The organism is Arthrobacter sp. BC5 (assembly GCF_056680255.1).
On record NZ_CM155273.1, the window covers coordinates 238433 to 258302 of the forward strand.

Annotated in this window: 18 protein-coding genes; 4 read left to right on the plus strand and 14 right to left on the minus strand. The window is 68.7% G+C overall.

All coding sequences use genetic code 11. The features are described 5' to 3' along the window. Window positions 1-84: 84 nt before the first annotated feature. From eno to AC1MFI_RS00975, 12 genes are all read right to left on the minus strand, one after another. Window positions 85-1365: a phosphopyruvate hydratase gene (gene eno, locus AC1MFI_RS00920; RefSeq protein WP_479818880.1), complete on the minus strand. Its 1281-nt coding sequence runs from the start codon at window positions 1363-1365 to the stop codon at window positions 85-87. Between the two features lie 155 nt (window positions 1366-1520). Beyond that, window positions 1521-2219: a MazG nucleotide pyrophosphohydrolase domain-containing protein gene (locus AC1MFI_RS00925; protein ID WP_479818882.1), complete on the minus strand. Its 699-nt coding sequence runs from the start codon at window positions 2217-2219 to the stop codon at window positions 1521-1523. A gap of 20 nt (window positions 2220-2239) precedes the next feature. Beyond that, window positions 2240-3397 (minus strand): adenosine deaminase, encoded by a 1158-nt coding sequence (locus AC1MFI_RS00930; RefSeq protein ID WP_479818884.1) that lies wholly within the window; start codon window positions 3395-3397, stop codon window positions 2240-2242. A gap of 24 nt (window positions 3398-3421) precedes the next feature. Next, window positions 3422-4105 (minus strand): DedA family protein, encoded by a 684-nt coding sequence (locus AC1MFI_RS00935; RefSeq protein ID WP_479818886.1) that lies wholly within the window; start codon window positions 4103-4105, stop codon window positions 3422-3424. A gap of 259 nt (window positions 4106-4364) precedes the next feature. Continuing rightward, entirely contained in the window at window positions 4365-5651 is a 1287-nt protein-coding gene (locus AC1MFI_RS00940; RefSeq protein ID WP_479818888.1) for a thymidine phosphorylase, read from the minus strand. Between the two features lie 107 nt (window positions 5652-5758). After that, window positions 5759-6169: a cytidine deaminase gene (locus AC1MFI_RS00945; protein ID WP_479818890.1), complete on the minus strand. Its 411-nt coding sequence runs from the start codon at window positions 6167-6169 to the stop codon at window positions 5759-5761. 13 nt (window positions 6170-6182) lie between these two features. Beyond that, complete coding sequence (locus AC1MFI_RS00950; RefSeq protein WP_479818892.1) at window positions 6183-7469, minus strand: ABC transporter permease; 1287 nt, start codon at window positions 7467-7469, stop codon at window positions 6183-6185. Continuing rightward, entirely contained in the window at window positions 7466-8863 is a 1398-nt protein-coding gene (locus AC1MFI_RS00955) for an ABC transporter permease (RefSeq protein WP_479818893.1), read from the minus strand. Before AC1MFI_RS00955 ends, AC1MFI_RS00950 begins: the two co-directional genes overlap by 4 nt. After that, window positions 8860-10404: an ABC transporter ATP-binding protein gene (locus AC1MFI_RS00960; protein WP_479818895.1), complete on the minus strand. Its 1545-nt coding sequence runs from the start codon at window positions 10402-10404 to the stop codon at window positions 8860-8862. Before AC1MFI_RS00960 ends, AC1MFI_RS00955 begins: the two co-directional genes overlap by 4 nt. Before the next feature lie 154 nt (window positions 10405-10558). Next, window positions 10559-11671 (minus strand): BMP family lipoprotein, encoded by a 1113-nt coding sequence (locus AC1MFI_RS00965; protein ID WP_479818897.1) that lies wholly within the window; start codon window positions 11669-11671, stop codon window positions 10559-10561. A 245-nt stretch (window positions 11672-11916) separates the two neighbouring features. Continuing rightward, complete coding sequence (locus AC1MFI_RS00970) at window positions 11917-13122, minus strand: amidohydrolase (protein WP_479818899.1); 1206 nt, start codon at window positions 13120-13122, stop codon at window positions 11917-11919. A 73-nt stretch (window positions 13123-13195) separates the two neighbouring features. Continuing rightward, window positions 13196-14335 carry a mannose-1-phosphate guanylyltransferase gene (locus AC1MFI_RS00975; RefSeq protein ID WP_479818901.1) on the minus strand — a complete coding sequence of 380 codons (1140 nt, stop codon included), beginning with the start codon at window positions 14333-14335 and terminating at the stop codon, window positions 13196-13198. Between the two features lie 303 nt (window positions 14336-14638). Between AC1MFI_RS00975 and sdhC the strand changes: the two genes are divergently transcribed. The 4 genes from sdhC (at window position 14639) to AC1MFI_RS00995 (ending at window position 18148) form a co-directional block, all read left to right on the plus strand. Further along, a complete protein-coding gene (gene sdhC, locus AC1MFI_RS00980) occupies window positions 14639-15022 on the plus strand; it encodes a succinate dehydrogenase, cytochrome b556 subunit (protein ID WP_479818903.1) in 384 nt (127 codons plus the stop codon). A gap of 6 nt (window positions 15023-15028) precedes the next feature. Beyond that, window positions 15029-15496: a succinate dehydrogenase hydrophobic membrane anchor subunit gene (locus tag AC1MFI_RS00985; RefSeq protein ID WP_479818905.1), complete on the plus strand. Its 468-nt coding sequence runs from the start codon at window positions 15029-15031 to the stop codon at window positions 15494-15496. Window positions 15497-15584: 88 nt separating this feature from the next. Continuing rightward, on the plus strand, window positions 15585-17363 hold the full coding sequence (gene sdhA / locus AC1MFI_RS00990; RefSeq protein WP_479818907.1) for a succinate dehydrogenase flavoprotein subunit: 1779 nt from the start codon (window positions 15585-15587) through the stop codon (window positions 17361-17363). Beyond that, a complete protein-coding gene (locus AC1MFI_RS00995) occupies window positions 17363-18148 on the plus strand; it encodes a succinate dehydrogenase iron-sulfur subunit (protein ID WP_400484543.1) in 786 nt (261 codons plus the stop codon). Before sdhA ends, AC1MFI_RS00995 begins: the two co-directional genes overlap by 1 nt. Before the next feature lie 126 nt (window positions 18149-18274). Here AC1MFI_RS00995 and AC1MFI_RS01000 read toward each other — a convergent pair whose 3' ends face one another. After that, a complete protein-coding gene (locus AC1MFI_RS01000; RefSeq protein WP_479818909.1) occupies window positions 18275-19378 on the minus strand; it encodes a YihY/virulence factor BrkB family protein in 1104 nt (367 codons plus the stop codon). After that, window positions 19338-19865, minus strand: coding sequence for a 2'-5' RNA ligase family protein (locus AC1MFI_RS01005; protein ID WP_479818910.1), 528 nt, complete (start codon window positions 19863-19865; stop codon window positions 19338-19340). The genes AC1MFI_RS01000 and AC1MFI_RS01005 overlap by 41 nt, the downstream gene beginning before the upstream one ends. Window positions 19866-19870: the final 5 nt, after the last annotated feature.

Genomic DNA, 19870 nt, shown 5'->3' on the forward strand with positions numbered 1-19870 from the left:
AATGCTTTCGCGTATGGTCGCGTCGGGTCCCTCGCCGGACCCGTCTAACGAGGGTAACCGCCCTCCGCCTCAACTGAGGATCAACTACGCCGTGAAACGCGGGAAGGCGGCCCGGCCGGCGTAGCGTGCAGCGTCGTCGAGCTCTTCCTCGATGCGCAGCAGCTGGTTGTACTTCGCGACGCGCTCGCTGCGGGCGGGCGCACCGGTCTTGATCTGGCCGGCGTTCGTGGCCACGCAGATGTCGGCGATCGTGGTGTCCTCGGTCTCGCCGGAGCGGTGCGAGGTGATCGTCGTGTAGCCGGCACGCTGCGCCATGGAGATGGCGTCGAGCGTCTCGGTCAGGGTGCCGATCTGGTTGACCTTCACCAGGAGCGAGTTCGCCGTGCCGTTCTGGATACCCCGGGAGAGGCGCGTCGGGTTCGTGACGAACAGGTCGTCGCCGACCAGCTGCACCTTGTCACCGATCGCGTCCGTGAGGTGCTTCCAGCCCTCCCAGTCCTCCTCGTCGAGGGGATCCTCGATGGAGACCAGCGGGTAGTCGCGCACGAGCTCCACGTAGTAGGCGCTCATCTCCTCGGTGCTGAGGGACTTGCCCTCGAACTGGTAGGCGCCGTCCTTGTAGAACTCCGAGGCGGCGACGTCGAGTGCGAACGCGATGTCCGTGCCCGGGGTGTAGCCGGCGCGCTCGACCGCGGAGGTGATGAGGTCCAGCGCATCACGGTTGGACGGCAGGTTCGGCGCGAAACCGCCCTCGTCGCCGAGGCCGGTCGCCAGGCCCTTCTCCTTCAGCACGGACTTGAGCTCGTGGTACACCTCGACGCCCCAGCGGAGGCCCTCGGAGTAGGACTGCGCGCCGAGCGGCACGATCATGAACTCCTGGACGTCGACGTCGGAGTCGGCGTGCGAGCCACCGTTGAGGATGTTCATGAGGGGAACGGGCAGGACGTGCGCGTTCGGTCCGCCGAGGTAGCGGTAGAGCGGGAGGGCCGAGGACTCGGCTGCTGCGCGGGCGATCGCCAGGGAGACGCCCAGCATCGCGTTGGCGCCCAGGTTGGACTTGTTCTCGCTGCCGTCCAGGTCGATCATCGCCTGGTCGATGGCGCGCTGGTCCGCGGCGTCGAAGCCGAGGAGGGCCGGCTGGATCTGCTCGATGACCGCCTCGACGGCCTGGAGGACGCCCTTCCCGAGGTAGCGGTCCTTCTCGCCGTCGCGGCGCTCGTTGGCCTCGAACGCTCCGGTGGAGGCGCCGGAGGGGACGGCCGCGCGGCCGAAGGTGTCGTCGTCGAGCAGGACCTCGACCTCGACCGTGGGGTTACCGCGGGAATCGAGGATTTCCCTCGCGTGGATGGCGTCGATGATGGCCATGGATTTGCTCCTCTTCGTTGGAGTGTAGGGGTTCACATCTTGTTGGGACGTCTTTGTCGGAGCAACGGAGGTGTTGCTCCCAGCCTAGTTCACGCAGTCACGGCCGTGGTGTGCATCACCCGGATGTGACGCCGCGGCCCGGCTTCCCGGGATGCTCATGCGCCGTCGGGGACGCCCTGCTGGTAGTCCAGCACCGCGCGGCGGAGTGCCCGCTCGGGATCGACACCGGCTGCGACCGCCCGGCGTACCACCGCCAGCAGCTCGCCGCCGATCTCGGTCTCTCCGGATCCCGTCCGGCCGTCACCGGCCTCCCCTGCGCGCCTGACCGTCTTGGCGGCGAAGGCGAGGGCGGGAAGGTGGCGGGGGATGCCGTCGAAGGGCGAGCTGCAGTCGGGCCGCTCCTGCTGCTTGACCGCCTGCCAGGTCGCCACGATCTCGTCCACCGAGGCGGGGAAGGCTCCCTGCAGCGAGCCGTCCGGCCGGAACACGTGCGGGTTCCGGCGGACGAGCTTCGCCGTCAGCCCCTCCGCCACGTCGGCCAGCCCGAAGGAGCCCTGCTCGGCCTGGAGTTGCGCGTGGAGGACCACCTGGAACAGGACATCGCCGAGTTCACCGCGCAGCTCCCCGAGGAGGTGGGCGTCGGGTTCCCCGGACCGGGCGACGTCGTCGACGACCTCGTAGAGCTCGTACGCCTCCTCCACCAGGTACTCGAGCAGGCCCGCGTGGTCCAGCGCGGCCGTCCACGGGCAGTGGCGCCGCAGGAGGTCCACCACCTGCACGAGGCGGTCGACCGCCTCGCCGGGGAGCGGCCCGGACGCGCCGCATGCCGCGGGCTCCACCACCGGGTCCGCCACCGGGTCCGCTCCTGCGTCCGTCAGGCGGACGCCTGGTCGGCAGCCCGGTCGAAGCTGACGGTGACGTGCTCGGCGAGCGCCTCGCGGTCCTCGAGCGGCAGGAAGGCGGCGTCGACGGCATTGAGCGTGAGCTCCAGCAGGTCGCCCAGGTCGTAGCCGAAGGTGTCGACGAGCAGCTCGAACTCGCCCGTCAGGGTCACGCCGCTCATCAACCGGTTGTCCGTGTTCACGGTGACCTTGAAGCCGAGCTGGTACAGCAGGTCGAAGGGGTGGGCATCGATCGTGTTCCCGAAGGCCTCGATGGCCCCGGTCTGCAGGTTCGACGACGGGCACAGCTCGAGCGGGATGCCCCGGTCGCGGACCCACGAGGCGATGCGGCCCAGGTTCGCGATGCCGATTTCCTCGCCGTCCGCCGCCTCCTCGTCCGGGGATTCCTCGATCTCGATGTCCTCGGCGATGCGGACACCGTGACCGAGGCGCAGGGCCCGGCCCGCCACGAGCGCATCCTGGATGCTCTCCAGCCCGGCTGCCTCACCCGCATGCACGGTCACCGGGAACTGCTCGGAAGCGAGGTACGTGAACGCGTCCGCGAAGCGCGACGGCAGGAAGCCGTTCTCCGCTCCGGCGATGTCGAAGCCGACGGCGCCGCGATCACGGTGGCGTACGGCGAGCTCCGCGATCTCCTGGCCGCGATCGGCGTGGCGCATGGCGGTGATGAGCTGGCCCACCTGGATGAGGCGTCCGGCGGCGATGGCCGCTGCTGCGCCCGCCTCCAGGCCCTCCTGCACGGCCTCGACGGCCTCGTCGAGCGTCAGCCCCTTCTGCGTGTGCTGCTCGGGTGCCCAGCGCACCTCGCCGTAGACCACGCCGTCGAGCGCCAGGTCCTCCACGAACTCCCTGGCCACCCGGATGAGGCCCTCGCGCGTCTGCATGACGGCGATGGTGTGGTCGAAGGTCTCGAGGTACCGCTCGAGTGAACCGGAGTCCGCGGACTCGCGGAACCAGCGCCCGAGGGACTCGGCGTCCGATGCCGGCGGCTCGTGGCCGATCTCCGCGGCGAGTTCGAGGATGGTGGCCGGCCGCAGGCCGCCGTCGAGGTGGTCGTGCAGCGAGATCTTCGGCAGGGTCTGGATGTCGATGGCAGCGTCGGGGACGGCGTCGTTCTGGCTCTGGGTCACACTGCCAAGCCTACGCGATGCGCTTCAGGACGGGCTGGTCTCCCGGACCGGCCCGGGCTCCTCCTGGAGTTCCTCGGGCGAGGCCCGGAGCGGCGTCGACCCCCGGACCAGCGCGATCACGCGGTCCACCACGCAGCCGATTCCGACGGCGATCCCGACGGCCACGGCGACACCGAGCAGGTGATTGTGCTGGAACCAGGTCCCGGCGACGGCGCCGATGCCCACGGAGTAGCCCGCCCACACCGCCCCCGAGAGGGCCGTGAGGGCCACGAAGCGGCGCCGCGAGTAGCCGGTGGCCCCGGCCGTCAGGTTGACGGCCACGCGCCCGATCGGGATGAAGCGTGCCACGAGGATCAGCGACGCGGCCCTTTTCGAGAGTTCGTTGCCCGCCCAGCTGAAGGACCGCTCCACCCGGGGCCGCCTCATCCAGCGGAACCGGGTGGTGCCGATCCCCCGGCCGATGCCGTAGGCGACGTTGTCGCCGACGAACGCGCCCAGGGCTGCGACGAGGATCAGCAGCCACGGGTTCGGGACGCCCTGCGTGATCACGAGGGACGCGAGCCCCACGACGACGGATTCGCTGGGGAACGGCGGGAAGAACCCGTCCACCACGCAGCAGACGAGGACCAGGACGTACACCCAGGGTTGCTCGGCAGCGGCGAGCACGAACCCGCTGATGCCGTCGAGTGCGCTGGTGATCGCGTCCATCCGGGGCTCCTCCGCTCGTCCGCCCCGCGCCTCCGCTTCCCCTGGGTGGGAACGGAAGCGTCAGCCGAGGCCCGACGCCGGCGGGCCGCGGTTCCGGTCGGACCGCCATGCGTCGCCCTGCGTCTGCCCCCGACGCTACCGGCGGGCCGCCGGGCGGGTCGTCGCCCCTGTGGGCGACCTGCGCCCCGGCGGGCCTCACCCCATGGGATGAGGGCCGCCGGCCGTGCCCCTAGGGGTCCCCCCATCACGGACCGGTCGGCTAGGCGATCCGGTCGATGATGAGCTGATGCGCCGGGCGGGATCCTTGCGGAGCGATCACGACGGCGTCGGTCAGGGCCTCGCGGGCCCGGTCGAACTTGTCCGGGGTGTCGGTGAGCAGCGTCATGAGCGGCTCGCCGGCCCGCACGTGGGCGCCGGGCTTCGCGTGCAGCCGCACGCCCGCGCCGGCCTGCACCTGGTCCTCCTTGCGGGCACGCCCGGCGCCGAGACGCCACGCCGCGATGCCGACCGACAGCGCGTCGAGTCCCACGAGGACGCCGTCGGCCGGCGCCAGGAGGACCTCGGACTCCTTCGCGACCGGCAGGGTGGCGCGGGGATCCCCGCCCTGCGCCTCGATCATCCTGTTCCAGACGTCCATCGCGCGGCCGTCCCTCAGCGCGGCCGCGGGATCGGCGTCGTGCACTCCGGCGCAGGCCAGCATCTCCTCCGCGAGGCGCACTGTGAGCTCGACGACGTCGGCAGGCCCCCCGCCCGCGAGCACCTCCACGGATTCCTCGACCTCGATGGCATTGCCGGCGGTGAGGCCGAGCGGGGTGCTCATGTCGGTGAGGAGCGCCACGGTGTTGACGCCGGCGTCCTTGCCGAGCGCCACCATGGTCTCGGCGAGCTCGCGCGCCTGGTCGAGGTCCTTCATGAACGCGCCGCTGCCCACCTTCACGTCCAGGACGAGCGAGCCGGTCCCCTCGGCGATCTTCTTGCTCATGATCGAGGACGCGATGAGTGGGATGGCCTCCACGGTTCCGGTGACGTCGCGCAGTGCGTAGAGCTTCTTGTCGGCGGGCGCGAGGCCGGTGCCGGCGGCGCAGATGACGGCCCCCACCTCCGCGAGCTGCCGCATCATGTCCTCGTTGCTGAGGTGTGCCTGCCAGCCGGGGATGGACTCGAGCTTGTCGAGGGTTCCTCCGGTGTGGCCGAGGCCGCGCCCGGAGAGCTGCGGGACCGCCACCCCGAACACGGCGACCAGTGGCGCGAGCGGGAGCGTGATCTTGTCACCCACGCCGCCGGTGGAGTGCTTGTCGCTGGTCGGGCGGCCGAGCGAGGAGAAGTCCATGCGCTCCCCCGAGGCGATCATGGCCGCCGTCCAGCGGGAGATCTCCGCCCGGTCCATGCCGTTGAGCAGGATCGCCATGTTGAGGGCCGCCATCTGCTCGTCGGCGATGACGCCGCGCGTGTAGGCGTCGATGGTCCAGTCGATCTGCTCGGGGCTCAGCGTGCCCCTGTCACGCTTGGTGCGGATGATGTCGACGGCGTCGAAGGCTTCGGTCATGGGGGGATCCTCGGGTTGTTCGGAAGATCGTCCGGCTCCTCGTGGGAACCGCACGGTCGCGGTGGTTCGGACGGGAGGGGCGCGGCCTGTCCGGCCGCACCCCTGGGTCAGGCGAGGTGCTGCGGGCCGAAGGCGTCCGGCAGGACCTCGTCCATGGTGCGGATGCCGCTTCCGGTCATGAGCACCATGTCCGGCGCCCTGAACTCGTAGAGCAGCTGGCGGCAGCGCCCGCACGGCATGAGGGTGTTGCCCCCGCCGTCCACGCAGCTGAAGGCCCGGATGCGCCCGCCGCCGCTCATGGCCAGCGCGCTGACGAGGGCGCACTCGGCGCACAGGGTCAGGCCGTAGGAGGCGTTCTCCACGTTGCAGCCGGAGATGATCCGGCCGTCGTCGAGCAGTGCCGCAGCTCCCACGGGGTACTTCGAATAGGGGACGTAGGCGCGTCCCATCGCGTCCCTCGCCGTGGCGGCGAGCTGGTCCCAGGGGATCTCGTTCTCGAGGATCCTGTTCTCGGTCATGCTGCTGAGCCTCCTAGCCCTTGATGTACGGGATGCCGCTGGCTCCCGGTGCCCGCGAGCGGCCCACGAGGCCCGCGACGGCGAAGACCGTCACCACGTAGGGCAGCATGCGCAGGAACTGGTCCGGCACCGGCGTGCCGAGCAGGCTCAGCACGTTGGACAGATTGGTGGCGAACCCGAACAGCAGGGCCGCGAAGAACGCGCCGATCGGATTCCAGCGCCCGAAGATGAGCGCTGCCAGGGCGATGTAGCCCTGGCCCGCCGTCATGTCGCGGCCGAACCCCGACACGGCCACGAGCGTGAAGAAGGACCCGCCGATGCCCGCCACGACGCCGGCGAGCAGCACGTTCATGAAGCGCATCCGGTTGACGTTCACGCCCAGGGTGTCCGCCGCCTTCGGGTGCTCACCGACGGCACGCGTCCGCAGGCCCCAGCGCGAGTGGTAGAGGGCCACGTAGACCACGGCGACCGCGACGTACATCAGGTAGCCCACGATGGTCTGCTGGAACAGGATCGGGCCGATCACCGGGATGTCCGCCAGCAGCGGGATCTCGATCACGGGCAGGCGCGGCGGCGAGTTCCACCGTTCCGCGTCCTCGCTCAGCACGGCGGAGAACAGGAAGCCCGTGAGACCGGAGACGAGCACGTTCAGCACGACGCCGACGATCACCTGGTTCACCACGTACCGGATGCTGAAGACGGCCAGGACGAGGGACACGAGGACGCCGGCGACCGCCGCCGCCAGGAGCCCCACGACGGCGCTGCCCGAGAGCGATGCCGCCACCGCTGCGGCGAAGGCGCCGAACAGGAGCTGTCCCTCGATGGCGATGTTGACCACGCCGGACCGCTCGCAGAGCACACCCGAGAGCGAACCGAAGATCAGCGGGACCGCGAGGGTCACGGACCCCGCGAGGAGCCCGTAGAGGGCGACGTTCGGGGTGCGTGCGCTGCCGACGACCCACGTCAGGAAGGCGACGAGGAACAGGACGGCGAACACGGCCAGGGCCCAGGCGGGTACCTTCCGCCCCGAGCGGGTGCGGAGGACGGCGAGGACGGCGAGGCCGAGCATCGCCAGGGCCGCGATCCACCCGATCACCGGGGCGGAGACCACGATCGACGGCAGGACGATCGGATCGTTCTCCTCGGAGAGCCTGAACGTGACGTCGTTGCCCGGCGCACCGAGCGCGAAGACGAGGAGGGCGAAGAGGGCGACGACGGAGAGGATGATCGGATTCTTCCAACTCCGTACGTTCGCCTCACCTGCGCCGCGGACGGGCGCCGTGGTGGTTGCTGTGCTCATGCTGCTGCTCCGGTCGAGGCTGGCGTGCGGGTCGTGGAGCCGCCCTTGCCGGCGCGTGTGGCGCCGGGCGTGGGGAGGCTGAACAGCGCGCGGACGAGCGGGGGCGCTGCGATGAAGAGGACGATCAGCGACTGCACCACGAGGACGATATCGATGCTCGTACCCGTCGAGGCCTGCATCGTGACTCCCCCGGCGCGGAAGGCACCGAAGAGGATGCCCGCCGCGAACGTGCCCCACGGCGAGGAGCGTCCGAGGAGTGCGACCGTGATGGCGTCGAAGCCGAAGCTCGCGGCGACACCCGATGTCAGTACCTTCTCCGTCCCGGCCACCTGGGCCACGCCCGCGAGGCCCGCGAGCGCCCCGGCGATGGCCATGGCGAGGATGTAGCCCTTGCTGACGTTGACGCCGGCGGTGCGGGCCGCGCTCGCGTTGGCGCCGACCGCCCGCAGCTCGAAGCCCACCGTGGAACGGTTGAGCAGCCACCACACGAAGACGGTGGCGAGCACCGCGACGACGAAGCCCCAGTGCAGGCGGAACGCCGGACCGAGGAGCGGCGGGTACAGGGCCGTGGCGTCGAGCTGCGGACTGATCGGGTTCGTCGAGCCGGGGCGCTGGAACGCAGGAGTGCTGAGGAAGTAGAGCACGAGGTTCGTCGCGATGTAGTTGAACATGATGGTGAGGATCACCTCGTGTGCACCGGTACGGGCCTTGAGGAGTCCTACCAGGCCCGCCCAGACGGCACCTCCCACCATGCCCGCGAGGATCACGAGCAGCAGGTGGATGCCCACGGGCAGGTGCAGCGTGAAACCGATCCAGCCCGCGAAGGTCGCGCCGATCAGGATCTGCCCCTGCGCGCCGATGTTGAAGAGACCTGCGCGGAAGGCGAGCGCCACGCCGAGCCCCGCGCAGATGAGTGGCGTCGCCACGGTCAGGGTCTGCGTCAGCGGGTAGATCATCCGGGTGAAGGAGTCTCCCTCGAAGTTGAAGACCGAGCCCTGGAAGAGCGCGATGTACGCACCCGATGCAGCGGCCCATGCCGCGCCGAGGGTGTCCTGGGGCCGGCTGAAGAAGTAGGACGACGCCCGCGCCACGTTCTGGTCCGTCACCGCGATGAGGAGGCCGCCGAGGATCAGGGAGAGGACCACGGATAGGAAGGCGACGAGCGCGTTCCCCGTCATGATGCGCTGCAGGAGCGTCGACTCGGGTGCGGGATCCGCGCCCGGACCGGCCGCCGTCGCGGGAACGGCGGGAGGCGGGAGCTCACCCCCCGCCGTCTCGACGGCGGTCTCGAGGCGCACCTCGTCCTGGCGCGCACTGTCCTGCGCTTCCCGGCGGGTCGGCCGCGCGTCGCCGTCGTTGGCCGGGGATACCGGCCGGTCGTCCTGCGGGGTCACAGGTTTCCTCCTTGAACGTCATGTGCCTGCGCGAGCGCTTCGTCGGCGGGCATGCCGGCCATCATGAGGCCGAGGACATCGCGCGACACGTCGCCGGGCACGATGCCCATGAGTCGGCCGCGGTAGAGCACGGCGATCCGGTCGGCCAGTTCCAGGACCTCGTCGAGTTCCGTGGAGACGATGATGACGGGCGTTCCGCCGTCGCGCTCCGCCACGATGCGTCGGTGCAGGAACTCGATGGATCCGACGTCGACGCCGCGGGTGGGCTGCGAGGCGATGAACAGTTTGAGCGGCCGCGAGAACTCGCGGGCCATGACGACCTTCTGCTGGTTGCCGCCGGAGAGCGTGCCGGCCGCAGCGGAGGCGGACTGCGTGCGGACGTCGTACTCGGCGATCTTCTCGTCGGCATTCTTCTGGATGGCCGACGGCGACATGGACAGGCCGCGCGCGAACGGAGCGTCGTCGTACCGGTTGAGGATGAGGTTCTCGGCGACGGAGAACGTGCCGACGAGCCCCTCGACGCTGCGGTCCTCCGGGACGAACCCGACGCCGGCGCGGATGATGTCCTTGACCCTGCGGCCCACGAGCTCCTCGCCGCCGAGCGTGATCGAGCCCGTGACGTGGTCCTGGAGTCCCATGATCGCTTCGGTGAGCTCGGTCTGGCCGTTGCCCTGCACGCCCGCGACCGCGAGGATCTCCCCCTGCGCGACGTCGAAGCTCAGGCCGTCCACCACGCGCTGGCCGTTGGCGGCCTGGACCGTGAGGTCCCGGACCCTGAAGGTCACCTCGCCGGGCGCGGCGGGCTTCTTGTCGAGCGTGAGGTTGACCGAGCGTCCCACCATCAGGGACGCGAGCTCGGTGGTCGGGGCGCTCGGGTCGGCCGTTCCGACCACCTTGCCGCGCCGGATCACGGTGATGACGTCGGACACGGCCTTGACCTCGCGCAGCTTGTGGGAGATGAAGACGATCGATTTCCCGTCGGCCTTCAGCTGCGCCATGATCCCGAGGAGCTCGTCCGTCTCCTTCGGCGTCAGCACCGCCGTCGGCTCGTCGAGGATCAGCACCTCGGCGTCCCGGACCAGCGCCTTGATGATCTCGACGCGCTGCTGCACTCCGACCGGGAGATCCTCGACCACGGCGTCGGGGTCGACGTCGAACCCGTACTGGTCCGAGATCTGCCGGATGCGCGTGCGCGTCTCCTGCAGGTTCAGCATGCCGCCCGCCTTCGTGGCCTCGTTGCCCAGCGCCACGTTCTCGGCCACGGTGAACACCGGCACGAGCATGAAGTGCTGGTGCACCATGCCGATTCCCGCAGCCATCGCGTCCCCGGGTCCCTTGAAGGTCACCGGCTTGTCGTTGACGAGGATCTCGCCCTCGGTCGGGTCGTACAGTCCGTACAGCACGTTCATGAGCGTGGACTTGCCGGCCCCGTTCTCACCGAGCAGGCTGTGGACCTGCCCGGGTTCCACCACGAGGTCGATGGAGTCGTTGGCGACGAGCGATCCGAAGCGCTTCGTGATGCCGATCAGTTCGAGTTTCACAACCCAGCCAGCCTGTTCTGTTCTGTTGTCTCCGTGGAGGTCATCGGAAAGGATACCGGCTGCGGCTTCGGGGCACGCATCCGGCACGAACGCAAACCGCCTTCCTCCCGGCGGATAGCCGCGGGAGGAAGGCGGTGTGCGGTGCGCTGCTGTACTACTTGGGGCTGGCGGCCGAATCGACCGTGATCTCGCCCGAGATGATCTGTTCCTTCAGCTCGTCGAGCTTGGTCTGCAGATCGGCGGGCACGTTGGCCTCCTGGTCGTGGAACGGCGCGAGTGCCACTCCGCCGTTCTCCAGGGTGCCGACGTACGGCGTGTTGTCGAAGTTGCCCTCGACGTCGGTGCTGATGACGTCCTCGACGGCGTCGCCCATGAGCTTCATGACGGAGGTGAGGATGAATTCCTCACCCTTGCCGGCCGTCTCGTAACCGTCGGAGTCGACCCAGATCGCCTTGACGTCCTTGCCCGCGGCGTTGGCCTCGATGACGGCGTCGAGCGTTCCGGAACCCACCGGGCCGGCGACCGGCATGATGATGTCGGCGCCCTCGTTGATGAAGTTCTGGGTGTTGGTCTTGCCGGCTGCGGCGTCCTCGAAGTTGCCGACGAAGGTGCCGTTCTGGCTCTCCTTGTCCCAGCCGAGGAGCTGGACGTCGCCGCCGGTCTCCTCGTTGAAGTGCTCGACGCCCGCGGCGAAGCCGTCCATGAAGATGGTGACGGTCGGGATGTTGATGCCGCCGTAGGTGGCCACCTTGCCGGACTCGCTGGTCGCCGCCGCTGCGTAGCCGGCCAGGAACGCAGCCTGCGCCGTGTCGTAGATGATGGGCTTGACGTTGGGCAGGTCGATCGAGTTGTCGTCGACGATCGCGAAGTTGGCGTCCGTGTTCTGCTCGGCGGCAGCCTTCGTGGTGTCGGCGAGCAGGAAGCCCACCGTGACGGTGAGGTCGCAGCCGGCCTGGACCATGCTGTCGACGTTGGGGCCGAAGTCGGTCTCGGCCTGCGACTCGGCCTGGTTGATCTTGATGCCGAGATCGGACTCGGCCTTCTTCAGTCCCTCGTAGCTGGACTGGTTGAACGAGCGGTCGTCGAATCCGCCCGAGTCGGAGACGATGCAGCCGAGGTAGTCGGTGCCCGCCTCGGCGCTCGCGCCGCCGCCGGACGAGTCCTCGGCCGGCGGCGCGCCGCAGCCGGAGAGGACGAGGGCCGATACGCCGAGAACGGCGGCGGACAGGCCGGTTCCGCGCGAAAACCTGCGCAGTGAGTTCTTCAAAATGCCTCCAGGAAAGAAATGCGCCACGGGGACGAATACCAGTGAGTGTCCATCAACGGTTCACGATTGACCCGAGGCACTGTTTTCACTGAAAGACCGTGGCGCCGCGACACCGTCGGTGCAGCACGTATGGAGACATCCTAAGGGCCAAGTGACGGGGAACACTACACGGGCCGCCCGCAGGGAACGATCGTTCGGATTTCGTTATGGACAGCGGACTGAGGAGGTGCGCGGGAGCGTTCCGCTCAGTAGTCCGGGCCCAGCACGGCCTGCAGTGCCGCGGCAACCATGACCCGGATCCCGCACTCGATGGCGCGCTCGTCCGGCGCATAGTCCCCACGGTGCAGATCGTAGGTCTCCCCGCCGGGCGTGCGCGTCCCGAGCCGCATCATCGCTCCGGGCACTTCCTGGGTCATCCAGGCGAAATCCTCGCCCCCCATGGACTGCGGAGTCAGGACGACGGCACCCGGACCGAGTTCGGCGCGGGCCGCCACTTCCAGGAGCCCGGTCTCGGCCTCCTGGTTCACCACCGGCGGCACTCCGCGGATGTGCTCCAGCTTCACGTCGACGCCGAAGGGCGCGGCCACCTCCCGCACCGCACGATCGAGCAGCTCGCCCGCGGATTCCCAGGCCTCGGCATCGAGGCAGCGCAGGGTGCCCGACATGAATCCGTGGGCGGGGATGGCATTGGGAGCGGACCCTGAGTGGATCTGCCCCCACACCACGGACACCGCGCTGCGCACGTCGATCCTGCGCGACAGGACGGCCGGCACGTTCACGGCGATCGCCGCGAGGGCGAACACGAGGTCCTCGGTCAGGTGCGGGCGCGAGGTGTGCCCGCCCCGCCCGCTCAGTTCGACCCGGATGGTGTCCGAGGCGGACGTGATCGCGCCGATGCGCGTGCCGACGAGGCCGACGTCGATCCTCGGGTCGCAGTGCAGCGCCAGGATGCGCGGGAGCCCGTCGAGGACACCCTGGGCGATCACATCGATGGCGCCGCCGGGCATCATCTCCTCGGCGGGCTGGAAGATGATCCTCACCGTTCCCGGCAACGGGGCCCGGGCATGGAGGTCGGCGAGCACCAGGGCGGCGCCGAGCATCACGGTGGTGTGGATGTCGTGTCCGCAGGCGTGGGTGATGCCGGTCGCGGCGGACTCGTACGGCAGCCCCGTCTCCTCGATGATCGGCAGCGCGTCGATGTCGGCGCGCAGGCCGAGCCGGAGCGGTCCTTGCCCGACGTCCACGAACACACCGGTGCCCTCGAGCCGCTGCGGAGCGAGTCCGGCCTGCTCGAGCCGGGCGACGATGAGGTCGGTGGTGCGGTGCTCCTTGTAGGACAGCTCCGGGTGCCGGTGGATGTCGCGCCGGATCTCGATCAGCTCGGCGAGCAGCGGTTCGAGGGATGCCCCCACACGGGCGGTCGGCGGGCTCTGGGTGCTGGGCTTTTCCACTCCCTCAGCCTACCGACAGGGGGCCGACGCCCCCACACAGCGACTCGGACGTTCCGCTCCTCACCCGAACGGGCTAGAGGACGTCGGTGTCCCCACTGGCCCGCAGACGCTCGACGGCCTTCTTGACCTCCTGCGCATGATCCTTCGTGGTGACGAGCAGGGCGTCCGGGGTGTCGACGATCACGACGTCGTCGATGCCGATCAGGGCGATCACCCTCTTCGTGTCGGAGACCACGATCCCCGAAGCGTTCTCGGAGAAGACGCGGGCACCCTCCCCCATGACCGTGAGCTCGCTGTTCTCCTCGGCGGGGTTCAGCCGGCCGATGGCGGCGAAGTCGCCGACGTCGTCCCAGCTGAACTCGCCGGGGATCATGGCGACGTCGCCGGCAGCCGCGGCAGGCTCCGCGACGGCGTAGTCGATCGCGATCTTCGGAAGCGTGGGCCAGACGCGGCGGGCCACCTCGACGCGGCGGGGCGTGTCCCAGGCCACGGCGATCTCCATCAGGCCCTCGTAGAGCTCCGGCTCGTTCGCGGAGAGGTGCTTCAGCATGAGGTCGACCGGCGCCACGAACATGCCGGCGTTCCAGGAGTAGTTGCCGCTCTCGATATAGCCGTCGGCGATCTCCTGCGAGGGCTTCTCGACGAACTCGATCACGGCACGGGCGCTGGGCGCCCCGTCCACGGCGAGGGGCTCGCCTGCACGGATGTAGCCGAAGCCCGTCGAGGCGTGGGTCGGCTTGATGCCGATCGTGACGATGTATCCCCGCGCAGCGGTGTGGATCGCCTCCCGCACCGCGTCCTGGAAGACCTCCACGGGAGCGATGACCTGGTCCGCGGCGAAGGATCCCATGATGATGGTCGGATCGCGCTGGTGCAGGATCGCCGCGGCGAGCCCGATGGCCGCCCCGGAATCCTTGGGTTCGGCCTCGAGCACGAGGTTCATGTCCTCGATCTCCGGCAGCTGCGCAAGGACGGCACCCCGGTGCACGATGCCGGTGACCACCATGGTGCGCCCGTCGCAGAGCGGACGCAGGCGGTCGTAGGTCGCACGGATCAGGGTGCTGCCGGAACCGGTGAGATCGTGCAGGAACTTCGGGGCGGCAGCACGCGAGAGCGGCCACAGCCTGGTGCCGGTGCCTCCCGCGGGAATGACGCCGTGGAAGCGGTCCAGGACACTGTCAGGGGTATGGGCAGCCGCCCTCTCGGTACTCATCGCTTCCACGGTAACCGACGAGGGGACCGTAGGAGCGCTTCCCGCACGATCAGGAGGGGAGGACGGCCCGTTCGGCCCGTGATTCCGCGCTTCGCGGTATCCAGAGAGCCTTCAGCCGCCGTCCAGCGCCGGTCCGGAACCACCTGCTACCCGCGGGTGTTAACAAGGTCACAGGTGAGGCGCCCCTAAATTGAACGGGGAGTGTCACCGGCCTACATTATTCTTATCGAAGAGTGCTGTCGCACCGGCGTAATCCCTGCGTATAACGCGCTAACGCCCATGCGATGCAGGGAGGTAATTTCAATGCCGAAGACACTGACACCAGCAGGCACCCTCTACCGTGGCCGCGAAGGCCAATGGTCCTGGGTCGCCCACCGGATTACCGGGGTCGTGATTTTCTTCTTCCTCCTGGTCCACGTCCTGGACACGTCGCTCGTCCGCGTCTCGCCGGAAGCCTACGACGCCGTCATCGCCTCGTACAAGAACCCCATCATGGGCCTCGGGGAGCTCGGGCTCGTCGCAGCCATCCTGTTCCATGCCTTCAACGGGATCCGTGTCATCCTCGTGGACTTCTGGAAGAAGGGCCCCAAATACCACCGCCAGATGCTCTGGGGCGTCGTAGGCCTCTGGGCGGTCGTCATGATCGCCTTCTCGATCCGCCATCTCTCGCACGTCTTCGGAGGTTAGTACCCCATGGCTACGCCAACCATTGAAAGCCCCCGCTCGGGCCGCGTCGCCCCGGGTTACTCGCGCACTGCCTCCTCGCGCGGCAACTTCGAGATGTTCGCCTGGCTGTTCATGCGCATCTCGGGCGCCATCCTCCTGGTGCTGATCCTCGTCCACCTGTACGTGAACCTCGTGGCCGGAGACGGCATCACGGGGATCGACTTCGGCTTCGTGGCCGGCAAGTGGGCCAGCCCGGTCTGGCAGATCTGGGACCTCACGATGCTGTGGCTGGCCATGCTGCACGGCACCAACGGCATCCGCGTGATCATCAACGACTACGGCGAGAAGAACAGCACGCGCATGTGGCTCAAGGGAGTCCTGTACACGGCGACCGTCGTCATCCTGGTCCTCGGCACGCTGGTGATCTTCACCTTCGATCCCTGCCCGGTCATCGACGGCGTCGCGCACGTCGCGGACTACTGCCCCGCACCGTAGTACCTGCCGGTCTCCGGCAGTTCCCGTACGGCAGGCGCACCACCGCGCCCGACGTGCACCACCAGTTCCAACAGAAAGAGCGACCAGCATGCAGGTCCACAAGTACGACGTCGTCATCGTCGGCGCCGGCGGCGCAGGGATGCGCGCAGCCATCGAGTCCGGGCAGCGCGCCCGCACCGCCGTCCTGACGAAGCTCTACCCCACGCGCTCCCACACGGGTGCGGCGCAGGGTGGCATGTGCGCGGCACTCGCCAACGTCGAGGAGGACAACTGGGAGTGGCACACTTTCGACACCGTCAAGGGCGGCGACTACCTCGTCGACCAGGACGCGGCCGAGGTCATGGCGAAGGAAGCCATCGAGGCGGTCCTCGACCTCGAGAAGATGGGCCTGCCCTTCAACCGCACGCCCGAGGGACGCATCGACCAGCGGCGTTTCGGCGGACACACCCGTGACCACGGCAAGGCGCCCGTCCGCCGCTCCTGCTACGCCGCCGACCGCACGGGGCACATGATCCTGCAGACGCTGTACCAGAACTGCGTCAAGCACAACGTCGAGTTCTACAACGAGTACTACGTCCTCGACCTGCTGATGGTCGACGAGGAAGTCACCGTCGACGGCGTGACGCGCATCCAGAAGCGCGTCGCCGGCGTGGTCTCCTACGACCTCGCCTCGGGCGAGCTGCACGTCTTCCAGGCGAAGTCGGTCGTCTTCGCATCGGGTGGTGTCGGCAAGGTCTACAAGACGACGTCGAACGCCCACACGCTGACGGGTGACGGCATGGGTATCGCCTTCCGCCGGGGCATCCCCCTCGAGGACATGGAGTTCTTCCAGTTCCACCCGACCGGCCTCGCCGGCCTGGGCATCCTCCTGTCCGAAGCCGCACGCGGCGAGGGTGCCATCCTCCGCAATTCCGAGGGTGAGCGCTTCATGGAGCGCTATGCACCGACCATCAAGGACCTCGCCCCCCGTGACATCGTCGCGCGGTCCATGGCGAACGAGGTCCGCGAAGGCCGCGGGGCCGGGCCGAACAAGGACTACGTCCTCCTCGACCTGACCCACCTGGAGCCTGCGCACATCGACGCGAAGCTCCCCGACATCACCGAGTTCGCCCGCACCTACCTCGGTGTGGAGCCCTACACGGAACCCGTCCCGGTCTTCCCGACGGCGCACTACGCCATGGGTGGCATCCCCACCAACATCAAGGCGGAGGTCCTGGCGGACAACGACACCGTTGTTCCCGGGCTGTACGCAGCCGGTGAGGTCGCCTGTGTCTCCGTGCACGGCTCGAACCGCCTGGGGACGAACTCCCTGCTCGACATCAACGTGTTCGGCAAGCGCGCGGGTCTCGCTGCCGCGGAATACGCCCTGACGGCCGACTTCGTGGAGATCCCCGAGAACCCCACGGTCGAGACCGAGGAGCTCCTCAACCGGGCACGCAGCTCGGAAGGCGGTGAGCGCGTCGCCCTGATCCGCAAGGAACTCCAGGACGTGATGGACGCCAATGTGCAGGTGTTCCGCACCGAGGAGACGCTGCTCGAGGCCCTGCGCGTGATCGACACGCTGGAGGAGCGCTACACGCGCATCACCGTGCAGGACAAGGGCAAGCGGTTCAACCTGGACCTCCTGGAGGCCGTCGAACTCGGGTTCCTCCTCGACATGGCGAAGGTCATGACGGCGGCGGCACTGCATCGCAAGGAGTCCCGTGGAGGCCACTTCCGCGAGGATTACCCCGAGCGCGACGACGAGAACTTCATGACCCATTCCATGGCCTACAAGGACCCCCGCGCCACTGAGACCAGCGGCGTCCGCCTTGAGACCAAACCGGTGATCTTCACCCGATACCAGCCCATGGAGCGTAAGTACTGATGAGCACCGAAACAGTAGAGAAAGAACCGGCCTCGAAGATCGAGCTCAGCAAGGACGTCGCCGGCGGGGAGATCCCCACGTTCGACGTCACGCTGAAGGTCCGCCGCTACAACCCGGAGGTCTCGGACGAGGCCCACTGGGACGAATGGCAGTTGACCATGTACGGCACGGACCGCGTGCTGGACGCCTTGCACAAGGTCAAGTGGGAGCATGACGGCTCCGTCTCCTTCCGCCGCTCCTGCGCCCATGGCGTCTGCGGATCAGATGCCATGCGCATCAACGGCCGCAACCGCCTTGCCTGCAAGACGCTGCTGAAGGACCTCGACACGTCCAAGCCCATCCTGGTGGAGCCCATCAAGGGCCTGCCCGTGGAGAAGGACCTGATCGTGGACATGGAGCCGTTCTTCCAGTCGTACCGCGAGATCATGCCCTTCCTGATCAGCAAGGGCCACGAACCCGCGAAGGAGCGCCTGCAGTCCGCCGAGGAACGCGACCGCTACGACGACACCACCAAGTGCATCCTCTGCGCCGCATGCACGTCGTCCTGCCCGGTGTTCTGGACGGATGGGCAGTACTTCGGGCCGGCCGCGATCGTGAATGCCCACAGGTTCATCTTCGACTCACGTGATGACGCCGGGGACATGCGCCTCGAGATCCTCAACGACAAGGAAGGCGTCTGGCGCTGCCGGACCACCTTCAACTGCTCGGAGGCCTGCCCCCGCGGCATCCAGGTGACGAAGGCCATTTCGGAGGTCAAGCAGGCCATCCTGACCCGCAGGGTCTGACATCCGGTAGGAGCGACCACGCACTTCGATACACCAGGAAGGGCGGCCCGCACCAGCGGGCCGCCCTTCCTGGTGCCCTTGCACGTCGCGGCACGGAGCGATCCGTCCGGCAGCAGGATGGGCAGGTCAGGTGGGAGGATTCCCGGTGCCGAGCTTCCGGCGGCTTCGCTGGCGCAGGGTTCCAGCTTTCGCGTGGTGTTCGCGCTGCGCCCTGGTCTCGGCGTCGGCCGTACCCACGGCACACCAGGCCGTCGCCAGCAGGTACACCTGGCTGAGGAGGAAGAACCAGATGAACAGCGCGAGGATCACGGCGAAGGACAGCAGTAGCGGGTTGTTGCCGAAGTTGCCGAGGATCTGAGCCGAGAAGGTCCGTAGCAGTGTGGTCCCGAGCCCGGCGATGATCGCCCCCTCCAGCATGACCCGCCGCGGCATCTCGATGGCCGAGGCCGAGCGGAACAGCACCACGGCCACGAGGATGTCCAGCAGGATCATCACGGCGAACCCTGCCGCCCGCGTCAGCACCTGGCCCACCGCGGCCAGGTCGAGGAGGGCCAGGAGTGCGTCCAGCGTGTTGGTGGCGACGATACCCAGTCCCGTGGTCACGAGCATGATGACACCGAGCACCGCGAGCGTGCCGAGGTCCTTCAGCCAGAGCAGGACAGGGGGCGCCGTCACGGGCTGGAGCGCGAAGATGCCGCGCATCGCCTGGCGTACTCCCCCGATCCAGCCCAGTGCCGTCACGAGCATCACGGCCGACGAGACGACGATCGTCCAGCCCAGTCCGCTGGTGGCATCGAAGAGACGGGCAGGGGTCAGAAGCCCCCGCCCGTCCTCCCCCATGTCGATCAGTCCGGGTACGGCCCGGTCGAGGGCGTCCACGGAGAGCTCGCGGAGGTTCTCGTCGCCCGCGACGACGATACCGAGCGCGGCGAACCCGACGACGAGGAGTGCCGCGATCGCGAAGAACAGGCGGTATGCCAGCCCGGCCGCCATCAGCGGACCTCGTCGCTCGTAGTAGAGCTGGACGACCCGCACGGGTCGCAGGGTATAGAACCGGCAGATCGCCAGATCGACCCTCGCCAGCAGGAGCTCGGAGCCCCCGCGTCCGGTGCGGGTCAGCCGGCCGACGCGCACCTGCGCGTCGACCACCCTGCGGTGGAGGTCGGTCAGGCTCGCCGGAGAGGGCTGCTCAACCCGCGGCGGCTTGGGAGCCGTCAGTGTCCTCGCCAAAGTGCAGCTCCTCCCTCAGCTTCCAGAGCCCCGACGGCACGTGCTCGTAGAGTCCCATGGATCGCACCTCGAACGAGGCTTCGAACGCATGGAGTTCCTCGACGGCCGCGTCCATCCCGGCCTCGGAGACATCGTGCGCCACCGTGACGTGCGGATGGAAGGGGAAATCGAGATCGCGTTCCAGGGGGCCCGCCTGGAGCCTCGAGTGCAGCTCGACGCACTCGTCGAAGCCGTCGACGAGCTTCAGGAACACCACGGGCGACACCGGCCTGAAGGACCCGGTGCTGCTCAGCCGGACCGTGAAAGGCCGCTGCCGCCGGGCGACGGCACGCACGTGGTCGATCGTCGCGTCCCAGTCCGAGGCCGGCGTCGTCGTGATGAGCGTGATGTGCGGGGGTACCAGCGCGGCCATGGGATCACCGAAGGACGCCCGCCACGACTCCAGGTTGCCGGCGAGCGGTTCCGGGATGGGGATGGTGATCCCCACGCAGC

What these genes read in the sequence shown, in the direction of transcription:
- eno (WP_479818880.1), bottom strand. Translation starts at nt 1,365, where the DNA reads ATGGCCATCATCGACGCCATCCACGCGAGGGAAATCCTCGATTCCCGC.
- AC1MFI_RS00935 (WP_479818886.1), bottom strand. Translation starts at nt 4,105, where the DNA reads ATGGACGCGATCACCAGCGCACTCGACGGCATCAGCGGGTTCGTGCTC.
- AC1MFI_RS00940 (WP_479818888.1), bottom strand. Translation starts at nt 5,651, where the DNA reads ATGACCGAAGCCTTCGACGCCGTCGACATCATCCGCACCAAGCGTGAC.
- AC1MFI_RS00945 (WP_479818890.1), bottom strand. Translation starts at nt 6,169, where the DNA reads ATGACCGAGAACAGGATCCTCGAGAACGAGATCCCCTGGGACCAGCTC.
- AC1MFI_RS00950 (WP_479818892.1), bottom strand. Translation starts at nt 7,469, where the DNA reads ATGAGCACAGCAACCACCACGGCGCCCGTCCGCGGCGCAGGTGAGGCG.
- AC1MFI_RS00975 (WP_479818901.1), bottom strand. Translation starts at nt 14,335, where the DNA reads ATGAGTACCGAGAGGGCGGCTGCCCATACCCCTGACAGTGTCCTGGAC.
- sdhC (WP_479818903.1), top strand. Translation starts at nt 14,639, where the DNA reads ATGCCGAAGACACTGACACCAGCAGGCACCCTCTACCGTGGCCGCGAA.
- AC1MFI_RS00985 (WP_479818905.1), top strand. Translation starts at nt 15,029, where the DNA reads ATGGCTACGCCAACCATTGAAAGCCCCCGCTCGGGCCGCGTCGCCCCG.
- sdhA (WP_479818907.1), top strand. Translation starts at nt 15,585, where the DNA reads ATGCAGGTCCACAAGTACGACGTCGTCATCGTCGGCGCCGGCGGCGCA.
- AC1MFI_RS00995 (WP_400484543.1), top strand. Translation starts at nt 17,363, where the DNA reads ATGAGCACCGAAACAGTAGAGAAAGAACCGGCCTCGAAGATCGAGCTC.